4 protein-coding genes are annotated in these 12,473 nt (G+C 61.2%); all 4 read right to left on the bottom strand.

The features are described 5' to 3' along the window. Window positions 1–93: 93 nt before the first annotated feature. Complete coding sequence (locus tag VFV96_10365; GenBank protein ID HEU5070798.1) at window positions 94–4,323, bottom strand: LamG-like jellyroll fold domain-containing protein; 4,230 nt, start codon at window positions 4,321–4,323, stop codon at window positions 94–96. A 71-nt stretch (window positions 4,324–4,394) separates the two neighbouring features. Further along, complete coding sequence (locus tag VFV96_10360) at window positions 4,395–7,007, bottom strand: alpha-L-arabinofuranosidase C-terminal domain-containing protein (protein ID HEU5070797.1); 2,613 nt, start codon at window positions 7,005–7,007, stop codon at window positions 4,395–4,397. 69 nt (window positions 7,008–7,076) lie between these two features. Then, window positions 7,077–9,491, bottom strand: a complete 2,415-nt coding sequence (locus VFV96_10355; GenBank protein HEU5070796.1) for a beta-L-arabinofuranosidase domain-containing protein — start codon at window positions 9,489–9,491, stop codon at window positions 7,077–7,079. Window positions 9,492–9,534: 43 nt separating this feature from the next. Next, window positions 9,535–12,473, bottom strand: a 2,939-nt coding sequence (locus VFV96_10350; GenBank protein HEU5070795.1) for a LamG-like jellyroll fold domain-containing protein, incomplete at its 5' end; no start/stop codon positions are given.

Here is a 12,473-nt window from a genome sequence, read left to right as displayed (position 1 = left end):
CTTTCCCGGCGCGGCTGTGGCGATGGTTCATTCCAACTCCGCCGGTCAACCGACCGTCGCCTGAATGCAGGCGACGCGCACAATCGGCGGGCTTCAAGGTCCAAGGCGCACCCGGTAGAATCGTGCCGCATCCAGCGCCGGGCTGGGATCGGTCCAATTGAACGGCAGCGCCGGCGAGTTGGTGCTGAGGACCGTTGTCCAATCCAACAGATTCGTTGAAGTTTGAATCAGATAATCCGGCCCCGCGTCGCCATTGATCTGAAACCCAAACTGGCCATTGGAAACTCCCGCATTCGCAACGCCCGGCAAGGCCACGGGGTTCACGCGCACGACAAAACTCTGCGTGGCCGTCAGACCGGGCATGCCGTTGTTGGCGACCTGAAGCGTGATCAAGTTGGTCGTGTCGGCCTGCGCCACCGCGGGACGCCAAGTGAACAAGCCGCTGGCGGCGTCAATGGCCGCGCCATCGAGCGGGCTCAACAGGCTGAACGTGAGCGGCAGCGGCGGCTGGTTCGGATCAGTCGCGGCGTTGGTGATGACCAGGGGAACACCGACGCTGGCGGTGACGTTGGAAATGGGGGCGAAAGCAATGGCTTGGGGCGCTGCGGGGAAGGTCCACGGCCCACGGAGATAATTCGATGCCACCTGGCTGGCGCTCATCACCCCGCCCCAAACGCGGACGGCATTGATGTAGCCAGAAAAGAACTGCCCCGCCGTCCCCCCACCTCCGGCAGCCCGCTGGCAACCGACATTGACTGAATCCCCGTTGGGAGTAACGAGTGATCCGTTGAGCGGATCGGTATACCACAACAATCCATCCACGTAGATTCTCACCGTCCGGCTGCCGTCATAAGTGTAGACAAGATGATGCCACGCATTGGCCGCGGGCAGTCCCATTGCGCCCCACGGAACGTCGTCATTGAAATGAGTTGCCGCGCCCCAACCCGGCGCGTTGCCAAAATTGAAACCACAATTCTTTCGGGTGCCGCTCCGGTCTCCCAAGGAGACCATGGTTTCCTCACCGGCCAGGGTGGGATTGCAAGCCCAGACCTCAATCGTCCGGTCGCTCGCGCCCGTGAGATCTGCGATGGACATGTTTGCCGAGCTGTAGCGCCCACTGGCACCATCGAACAAGATTCCCGGGATGCCCGTGCCCGCGACATTGGTCGAGTAGGACAGGCCGCCGCTCTTGGTGAAGTTGCCGACCGAGGCGCCCAAGTTGGTCCACGTATTGAACAGGGACAGCGAACTGGAGGCGGCATTGGTGGCCCGCAAATCAACATACAACGTGCCGGTGCCGGTGAAGTTTGCCGGCGGCTGCATCGCGCCAATTTCCGCATCGGTCAGGGGGCCGGTGTAAACGCGCACACCATCCAGCGCGCCGCGGAAGAACGGCAGCGAACGGCCGGCGCCGCGCGCCAGATAATTCTGCTGGGCCGCGGTGTTCACATTTGGCGCATTGAGCTGGTCGGGAGAAATCGTGATGCTTCCCGTGGCCACATTGACGCCGTCGAGATAGAGCCGGCCCATCACATTGTTCGAAAGGGACACGGCCACATGCGTCCAGACTCCCACGGACAATGCATTTGACCCGGTGAGCGTCTGCGTCACCCCCGCATGGGCGATGGAAAAAGCGGCCTTCCCGGTGCCGTCGTCGGGCGTGAAAAACATGCCGTTGGTCGGCGCGGTGCCAAAATACCACGCCGGCTGGTTGGCGGGGCCGCCCGACCATTTCACCCAGGCGGTGATGGTCGTCTCCCTCAGATCCGACAAGGATCGGTCCAAAATCACGTATTGGTCCGCGCCATTGAAGGCCAGGAATCCCCGGTGCTGCCGGTCGCCACTGAACCAAGCCGGATTTCCCTCGAGGTATCCATCAGTGACGCCGAGCAGATCCTTGGCCAGCGAATCGTGCGGCGCAGTGAATTCATAGGCGGCATACAAACGGCGGGGGGCGGTGCGGTTGGTGATCCAGATCAGCGGCCCCGGATTGTATTCCTCAAAGCCGAAGTGAAAGCCGTTGCTGACGGACTGGCAGGTGGAAAAGTCACCGTCAAGCACCGCATCGTTCCAAGCTTGCGACCCCGTGGCGACGTTGTTGTCGTGCCACGTGGAAACAGAACCCTTGACCGTCGCCCAGTCAGTGATGACCGAACTGCCGGTAATCTGGCCGTGCTCGATCACGCGCGCGGAGCCACTGACCACGGCACTGTCCACCACCATCGCGTAATCGCGCACCTTCGCATAGTCCTTCACAAGGGCACTGTTGCGCACCAGGGCGTGACCACTGACAATCGCGTTGTCCCGGACGATCGCGTTGCCCTCCACGACGGCGTAATCCTCGATGCGCGCGGCGCCTCGCACCTGCGCCGTCCCCAGCACACGGGCATTGGGGCCCACGTAGGCGGTGGCATCCACGATGGCACTTGAAGCCCGCCAACCGCCTCCATTCGACACGTGGACCAGGCCGGCCGTGCTCCCGTTCGCGCTCTCGTAAGGCACGGCGCCGCTCATCTGCACTTCGTAGGGAAACCGCGCCTTGGCCGGGGATGATTGATACGACTGCTGGCCATCATCGATGGACTCGGGGAGGAACGGCAACGCCGGTGTGCCGGCGACGCTGAGATAAACGTCGTTCTCGTTGGCCGCCAGCGTGACCGAGTTGACACCGGCGTTCCACAAACTGCTGTAGCGCACCGCGCCGCTGGTGGACACGACGACCAGGCTGGCCCGCCAGTCCGCACCGCGGGCACTGTCAGGCAGGCCGTGAAAATTCACGCTCACCACACGTCCGGAGCCGGTGCCTTGCGGCACGAGGCGGACGATTTTGTAGCCGGTCTGTTGCGGCGCGAATTCAAGCGGCGTCTGCCACCATGTCGGATCGTCGGGCCGCTGGCGCAACTCCGCGTAAGTCCAGCGCTGATTAAGCTCCGTGTCACCCGTTTTGGCCGCATTGGTCAAGGCCGCCCGATGTGAGTAATCCCACATCACGTTGCGTCGTGCCATGTAACCAATGATGTCCTGAACCGGGGCGCCCGGCGCCAACCGTCCAAGCGTGTCCCACAGGTATTCCCCGGACTGCGCCGCTTGCCAAAGCTTCGTGGAGATGAACACGCCATTGCTGACGCCCAATCCAGGCAGGTTGTCCGGGTTTTCGTCCAGATACAGCCAAAATGGCCAGCAGAGATAATAATTCCGTCCGTGGCCGATCCAAAAATGCGACGTGTCGGCATAATAGGGATCCAAATTGCTTTGATTCGTATTCCACGGAAAATAGTAAAGCCATTGTTCGCGACCGTAATTGGCGTGATTCTCCCAAAACTGGCCATCCACTGTCTGATTCCCGCCGGCATTGGCGTCCTCCTGACATGCGTGGGTGAATTCATGCGGTGGCACCCACGTCGGCGGATCCACCCGGAGCCCGTCGGGCGTGATGTTGACCCAGGGGATTCCGTTGCCGTCGCCCCCCGTCCAATAACCGCCATACCAGGTGGTCACGTTCACCTTGTATTTCGGTCCTGTGTAAGGCAGCGATGTCCCCATGGGACGGCTGGGTTCGGGAAAGCCCAGGTGCCAGACTTGGCTCTTCCAGACCTCCTCAAAATTGCGGAGCGTCCCATGTGGCATGTCCGCCGTCCAGAAGCTGTTCGAGGTGATGCTGATGTCCCAGCAGAAGCGGAAGTGTTTCGAGGACAGTTCCAGAGTTGGGAAGCCATTGGGACTGTTGGTTCCCGGACCCGGCACGCTGCCGGCCACGTAGGAGGGATGGTAAATGTCGCCCGCGAGATCGCCGAGCCGCACATAATCAATGGCAAAGGTCTGGTTGGGCCTGGCTCCCGTGCCAAGCGGATCAATGCGCAGATCCGACAGGCTGCCGCGCCAATACGCCTGCGGGCCCAAAAAGAGCCGATACAGATGAAAGGCGCCGTCGTTTGGGATGTTGGTGTTGCCGATGGTAAAGACCCGCGCGGCACTGATGCCCGGCGTGTTCGTCGTGCCAAAGTAAACTTGAATGCTGCCGCTGAAACCCGCCGACACCTGGAGCCGGATGTCGAGATAATCGTTGAAGGCCAGATCCAAATCCGGCCCGTTGGCCAGGTTGAGCAACATGACTTGTGGATTGGCGCCGGAGGGCGTGCCGGCAAGCACGCCGCCGGCCACCGACGTGGCCGCCAGTTGCGCCGTGGTCCAGCCTTCGAAATCCCCGCTCACATTCCACTCCCCCAGACTCGTGTAATTGGTGAGCGCCGGCGACGGTGGATCCACGGCCAGCGGGTTGACATCCGCCCGCGCGGCGGCCGCAAGGCCGAGCAACGCAACCAAAACCAGAGTGTGCCACCACCGCCCAACCGGCCGACGCAAAGCAATTGCATTCACAGCACCATGTCTCCTTCTTACTTGGGCCGGGCTGGGAGGCGCAGCACATTGACCGAATACGGCGGCAATTCGACCGAAAAACGCTCGGACACGTCGGACAGCGGCAATTCCCGCGGCACAATCAGGCGGGGATTCTCCAACGAGTTCTCATCGAACTGTTGCGGAGCGGATATGACGATCTGCCGGCCCGAGCGGCCCACGCGCGCCGCACCGTCGAGTTGAATTTCGGCCCGCAGCGGCTTGCTGCTGTAACTGGTCGCCTTGACCACCACCGTCTTGTTTTTCCGATCGTAACCCGCCGTGGCAAAGAATTCCCGCAGGAACTCCGCCGTCACGCGGCTCACCCGCTTGCCGTCCAGGAACATTTCCGCGGAGTCCTTGGTCAGCACGAGACTGAGGTCATACCAGCGATTGTTTTCGAGCGCGCCTTGGAGTTCACCATCCACGCGGGCGGAGATGCCTTGGGCGGAGACGACTTCCATGGCGGATCGCGTGTTGCCCCACCCGCCGTAATTGCAATCGAGGCCACGCTCGGGCCGGTCGGTGCCAAAGAGCAGTTGGAAGCCCTCCGCGCCGCTGACGCGCCGCGCCTTGATTGTGACCCGCCCGGTTGCGAATCGGAAATTTTTAAGAAAGAGCATCGCCGGAGCCACGCCCGGGTCGGTTTGTTGCAGCACGCCGTTCTCGACGCGCCATGTGCCGGTGCCAGGCGTATCCCAGTTGGTCAGCGTCTGGAAATCGTCGCTGCAAACCAAGTTGCCCTTTTCATCATAAATGCGGAGATCCTTGAACTCGTTTAGCGTGCTCCAGGCGCACAGTCCGAACCGTCCCGCCAGCAGCGGCCGACTGGCTTCGGTGGATTGAAGCGCCACGGTGGTGGCCAGATTCACATCGGGCCGGTTCTCCGCAAACACCTTCTGCACGTAGTAGGAGGCATGGGCAAAACTCCGGGACGAATCGAACTCGATCAGGTTGATGCCCCAATCCCGCTTGTTGACGTTGCAGAACAACGGCGCGTAGCTCGCCAGTTTGACGAGATCCCCATTGCGCTCGCACATCATCAGGTAGAGCGAGTCCCCCATGCCGCCATACCAGTCGCCGCCGCCATGATGCGAGGCATATTCGCCCACGTAAATGCTCCACGGTTTGCGCGGATATTTGTCGAAATAGCCAAAGTTCGAGCGGATCCAAGACGCGTCGCGGTAGGCATGCTCGTCCACCATGTCGATGTTCTGATCGCCGGCGCGGGCAATGGCCGCCTGATTCAATCCGCTCCAAAACATGCTCATCACGACCGTGATGTCGGGATACTTGGCTTTGATCGCGTCGCGGAATTTTTTGTAGTAGTCGCCATAGATGGCGGGCGGATGTTCATTGCCGATCTCAACGTATTTCAGGGGAAACGGCTTGGGATGCCCCATGGCCGCACGACGGGCGCCCCATTTGGAATTCACCGGTCCGATGGCATATTCGATGGCGTCGAGCGTGCGCTGCACAACCGGCGCGATCTTGTCGAGCGGCCAGTTGTTCTCCGGATGCACCGTCATGCCCGCAAAGCTGACATACATCGCGTCCGAGCCGATGTCCTCGCAGAACTGAAGGAACTCGTGATAACCGAACCCGTCCGTCGAGCGGTATTGCCAATAGCCCCACTGCCCCGGACGTTCTTCCGGCGGGCAAACCATCGTGCGCCAGTCAGGGGCCGATTCCCACGATAGCCCTTCAACATAGCAACCGCCCGGATAACGAATGAACGCCGGCTTCAGGTCTTGAAGGTATTTGGCCAGTTCGGGCCGCAGGCCGTTGGGCCGGTTTTTGAAAGTCGGTGGAAAGAGCGAAACCCAGTCCACTTGCAAGTCGCCCTGACCCCGGAAGGAAAGGACAAAGCGCGCCTGCGGATCGGTGCCCGTCGCCTTGAGTTTGGCCGTGTGCTTTTCCCAGGTCGTCCCGGCCTTAATCTGTCCCAGATCGCGACTGGCGAGAATTTTCCCGTCGCTGCTTTCGAGGGATGCGGTCACTTGCCCGGTGAACGTTCCCGGACGCAGATAGAATTTCAGATCGTAAGCCACGCCGGACTGCGCATTGATGCCCCAATAACCGCTGTTGATCAGTGCCACGCGGCCTGCCGAATTGTCGCCGGGCGTGATGTGCATGGCCAACGAACGGCTTGAGGCGGCGTTCATCGGGTTGGCTTCCGTAAGTTGCATTTCGCCTTTCGCGCCGCCCCGATTTTCAAGCGACCAGCCGATGAGCGCCCGGTTGGTATCCCAGCCACAATTCCCGTTCCACGGCCACGGCATGTCCCATTGATTTGTCGGCACGCCCGGCGGCAGTGACTTTAGTTCCATCTTCAATCCGCCGTCCGGCTTCTCGACCAGCTTCATGCCCGGCGGCACAACGCCTTCCTCGAAACTGCGGTTTTGAATCAACTCGGCGTAGATGCCGCCATCGAAGGCATGGCTGATCTCTTCCATGAAGATGCCGTGGAGATTCGGCGACACCGGCGCCTTCTCTGCCTTGAGGTTGACGCGGATGGTGGCTGCCGGCTCCGGCGATTGCGCGTGGCTCGACAAGGGAAACACGGCCAGCAAGCCCAGCGTGAGTATGAACAAATGAGTGTGACGATGCATAGATGTAGTTCGCTTTGCTTGGTTCTGTGATTTGTTATGAATCAGGTGCGTTCCGCCCTGTGCCGCGGGTCATTTGGTTTTGACGATGCGAATCCCGAAGACACCGCCAGCCATGCTTCCTGGCTTGGGCTGAAACCGCACGGTGATTTTGTCCTTGCCGGCCACCATGGCGTCGGGCAGCGGATGCTCGACGACGAAGTATCCGTCCTGGCCGCCACGAAGCGTTTCGGTCGCGAGCACCTGCCCATCGACAAGAATGTCAAATGCCCGTCCGCCATCGCCTCCCCAATAGACCAGGTGCAGCGCTGATTTCGTTCCGGCGGGCGGCAGTTTCAGTTCATAGCTGAACCAGCCGTCGGCGCGCGCGTCCCGCCAGCGCCGGTTCTGCGGCCCGGTGCCGCTTTCGGAATGTTCAAACCGCAAATTGTGATCAATCTCCGGCTGCTGTTCCCCAATGCGCACCTGATCCACGGTGCGGGCGTCCAGTTCGCGTTCGGCCCGTTCCGCCTCGGCGATCTTGCGCTGGTTGGCTTCCCAACTCTGAGGGTCTGTGACCTGCCAATACATCGCGTAGCGCTGAAAGTGCGTGCGGAAGAACGGCGCCAATGTGACATCCTCGGGTTTCACCAATCCGGAGGTTTGGAAGACGCACGGTTCGCCCGGGACCGGGGCAATGTCAGCGATCATGTCCTTGTCCTTGCGGACCACGACCACGGGCGCCTTCTCCAATGGCCGCATCGCTTTGATCGGCGTGTAAGGTCCGATGTAATCGGATTGCGTGGTGCCCTCCGCTCCCAACTGGCCCACCAGCAGAATGGGGCCGTAAAAGAACGAAACCCATCCCGGCGTTTGCGGCTCGCGGACGACACGGATGCTCATCGGCAATTCGATGTCCACGCGGTCACCCGCCTGCCATCGGCGCGTCAACTCCGCATAACCGCCAGCTTGTGATGCGGCCTTGACCAGGTGCCCGTTGACGCTTACCCGCAAGCGGTCGGACGCCAGCCAAAAGGGATGACGGATTCGCAAGGTCAACGCGTCTTTTGGCGCCGCCGTAAACACCAGCGTGCTGCGCTGCTCGTCGGGAAAACGAGTCTCCTGGCGGAGCGCCACGCCGCGCTCGGACCAGTTCAACTCCGAGGCCAGGAACAGATTCACGGTGAGCGTGTTGGTCGTGTGTGAATAGATGAAATCGGGATAACGCCCGGGATTCTCCATGCCGGTTCCCGTGCAGCACCAGAACGAGTTGAAGTCCGTGCCGTAGGAGCGGGCAAAATCCGGACGCAATGGTGTGTAATAGACAAACGCCCCCGCCCCCACCAACGGGGCTTCCGAGGCAAGAATGTGATTGAACAGGGCATTCTCATAGAAATCCACCTGATCCGCCGTCGGCTCCTCCCGGTAGAGCGCCTCGGTAAGTTTGAGCATGTTGTAGGTGTTGCACGTCTCCGGTCCGCCATCATGAGGGATCAACTCCCCCATCTCCTGCGGCGCGGGGAAATGCTCGTGCATGCTGTTGCCGCCGTTCACCCAGGTGCGATTGGTGACGACGGTGTCCCAGAAAAATGCCGCAGCCGCTCCAGGTTTCTCATCGCCAGCCAGCTCGTGGATGCGTTCGTAACCGATGAATTTCGGAACCTGGGTGTTGGCGTGGAGGCCGGTAAGAATGTCCTTGCCTTGCGCCAGCGGATCCATGACCGCGTGGTGCTCGAAGAGCCGGGCATACTCCAGATACTTATGGTCGCCGGTGATCGCGTAAACGTCGGCCAGCACTTCCGCCATGCCGCCATGCTCCATTTGCAGCAGGCGTTCGCGCCGTTCGTCGGAAAGATCCTTCACCAGGCCACCGCACCAATCCGCCATGCGAACGAGCACATCACGCGCTGTTGCGTCTTCACACCAGAGCCACGCGTCGCGCAGTCCCGCCATGTCCTTGTGGATCGTGTAGAAAGGCGCCCAATACTTGTCGATGGTCTCGACTTTTCCCGCACGGATGTCGGCCTCCAACTCGCGCTCATAAGGGAACGCCACCAACGATCCATCTCCGCGCTTGTCCTGGCATTCCTTGAGTTCCCGGCTGATGTAGGCGACGCGTGTTTTCAGCCGCTCATCCCCGGTCAGGCGATACATCCGGCTCACGGCGCTGAGATAGTGGCCCAGGCTGTGACCGGCCAGGGACCAGGTCTTGCCGGGTTGCGCCGGCGATTCCCAACCCCCGTAGGGCTTGGCCTTCGGTTCCAGGCCGGCCTCGACCCGGAACTGGGCAAGCAACCGGTCCGGCTCCAACCGGAGGAGATAGGCAAGATCCGCAGCCTGCAAATCCTTGAAGGGACCGTCCAACAAACGCACCGCGCCGGGCGCGAACAACTGTTGAGCGCTGGGAACAACGGGCTCTACCGCCCACCGCGTTTCCGCCGCCGGAGCGGCCAACGGGAGGCTGGAAACGCCGATTGTGAGACAAAGACAAACTGCAGGTATGCGCATGAACATGATCAATGATTGGTGAATTTTTGGTTGAACGGCTGGCTCATGGATTTGCCGGAGCGGCGGCCGCCAGGCTGCGGATCTCGGCGGCCGTCAGTGCCCGGTTGTAAAAGTGGATTTCATCCAAGGCGCCCTTCCAGAAGCGGGCATGCCCTTCCCAACAACCCACCTTGACGTGGGAGAGATTTACGGCGCGGGGAGCTTCGATCCCGGAAGCCGCTTCCTCGACCCCATTGACATACAGCCGGAGACTGCGCGCCCTGGCGTCATAAGTCAGCGCCACATGCACCCACTGGCCCAGCTTGTCGGGCGTAAACTGGAACTGCGAATGCAGCTCGCCGATGCCATTCAGGTAGGCGTTCAGTTTATGATTGTCAGCGGCCACGTTCCAATGGAAGTCCCCCCAGTTCCAGCCATCGCAATGGAGCACCGATGCGAAAGTATCCTTGGCATAGTCAGCCAAGTTCACCCACAAGGCAACCGTCACCGCGGTTTGCTGTCCGAGGTCCGGCAGTTGCAGATAGCCATGCTCCCCATCCAGTTGCAGCGCCTGGCCCGCTTTGCCGGCCGTGCGCGTCGCCCCGCCCAGCAGCCGGGCATCCTGATGATTCGGGGACGAATCCTGCGCAGTTTCACCGGTTCCCTCGAAGGAATAAACCGCCAGCACATCCGTGGCGGGCGGACTTAGCCGCGTCAATTCGCTCGTCCAAATCACCGGTCGCCGGGGGACGTCCTCGCAACTCACAACCCCCACAACCGCGATGGAGTTGCCCGATTCGAGCTTCGTCCGTGGCGTGGCGTCACCCGTAATGACTTTGACTTCACCCGTTTCGGAGCCGTCGCTCATGATCAACGACTGGCCATCGGCCGCAATTTGTTTCACCACGCCCTCGATCCGGACCGGACAGCCAATGGCCGTCGGCCAGTTCGCAATTTTGATTGTCTGCGCGGCGACCGGCCGGGCGGCGCCCACCGTCGGTGTGGACGTCAATTCAACATAACGTTCGCCGGTGGCCTTGGTCCGCAAAATCCCGGTGAAACTGGCACAAGCATCGGCCCGCACTTTGTCCGGTCCGACCTTTCCATCCTCCACCCGGAGACCAGCCCGGCCATCGCGATCAGCCACATAGAAGAAATCTGTGGAACGCTCCAAGCTGAGCGGATTGGCGGCTGCAAACGTCACGGGCTTGCTTACCAGGGCCACGGATTGACCATCCTTGAGGCGGCGCGCCTCCGCCACGCTCACGAACGAGGACCGCCGGGCGAGGCGGGCGATGGAACGCGCCGACAGCACGCGTTCGTGAAGTTGGAAGTCGTCAATTTCCCCGCTGAAGTTGTGCGCTCCGGAATTGGCGCCGCCCAGCCGCAGAGGAGTGGCAAGTTGGAGAGCGGGAGCTTCCTTCAGGGGCCGTTGGACATCCAGCTTGCCGTCGATGTAGAACGCCACCGTCTTGGCCTCCGAATCATACGTTACCGCGACGTGTCGCCATTCCCCGGCCTGGTCCGGCGCAAAGCGAAACTCGGAGGCCTGAGGCGCAGCGCCTTCGACGGCCAACTGCACGGCCCCGTTCCCGTTGACCGTCAATCGCAAGGCTCCCCGCCCCGTCCCGGTGGAACAGAAGACGCCCGTATTGGGACGCACGACACGGGGATTGATCCACGCCGCGATGGTGGCGCACTTCAACGCACCGAGGGCGGGAACAGCCACATAGTCATTCACTCCGTCCAGGTAAATGGCCCGCCCGTGCATCCCCAAGCTGCGCGTGGTGCCGTCCCGCAAAACGGCATCCTGGCCATTGCCGCTAAAGTCATTCGCAATGGCGCCGCTCGCTTCATCGAAACTGTAGTCAAGGATGCGCTCCGTAGGCGCGGCGAAATCAACTTCCAGCGTGCCCCTGCCCTTTAGCTGGCCGTCGTCAGCCGTCAGTTGCAGCACATATTTGCCGGGCCGGTCCACGGCAACGCCGGTGCGCACACGCTCCGGATGTGTAAACGTGACGTTGCCCGGGCCGCTCACCTTGCTCCACGCGAGCGCCAGGGGCCCGTTCGGCAGGCCGTCATCGTGAACGGTCGCTTCGAGGGTGACCGTGGGGTAACGGAAGTTGAGATGCAGGGTGGACCCAAGCTTCACCACGGGCGCTTGATTGGGCCGGTCGATGCCGTCATAAACTCTGAATCCCCACAGCGCGGCCCACTGGTCGGGACGGCCCGAGTTTTGTCCGAGCAGGGTAATTTTGACGTAGCGTGCCTGCGCGTCGCCCCGGTCAATCATGATGCCCGGCTGGGCGTTTTGCCGGCGATCAGCAAAAGTCTGCCAGCGCCGGCCGTCGTTGGAGCATTCGATCAAGTAACGGTTCGTCACCTGCGGATACTGAAATTCCGTCTCGACCCGCCGGACCGGCGATTTCTTGCCCAGGTCCACCTGCAACCATTGGGGATAATTTTTGTCCGCCGCTTTCCAAAGGGTGCCGTTGTTTTCGTCCGCCGCGTATTCAGGTCTGAAATCCGGACTTAGATAAGACGAGGCCGTCACCGGTTTGCCGAGCGCCAGGTTGGAGTCGCGAACGGTGGACGGGGCAAGGTAACCCACGCCCAGATGGTCTGGCTCAACTTTTTTGATCGAACCGTCGGCGTTGAAATGCAGCTCCGAAATGCAGGTTTGGCGGTGGGCACCATCCGGATCGTGTGGGTTGTCATGCCGGTGATAAACAATGAACACCCGGTCGCCATCCACGAGCATCGAATGATGCCCCGGGCCGTCCACCGTATCGTCGTCGGTGGTTTCCAGAATGGGATTCTTCGCCGGATCATACGTGAACGGACCGGTGGGCGATGTGCCGGTGGAATATTTGACGTTGTAGGTCGAGTCCTGACACATGTTGTCTGAATACATCAAATAGTAGATGCCCCGCCGCTTGAACATATACGGACCTTCCATGCAATGTTCGACGATGCCCTTGGGCGGATTCTGGTAGTCGTCAT

Source organism: Verrucomicrobiia bacterium (genome assembly GCA_035765895.1).
Lineage (GTDB): Bacteria > Verrucomicrobiota > Verrucomicrobiia > Limisphaerales > DSYF01 > DSYF01.
This window is presented reverse-complemented; position numbering and strand designations above follow the sequence as displayed.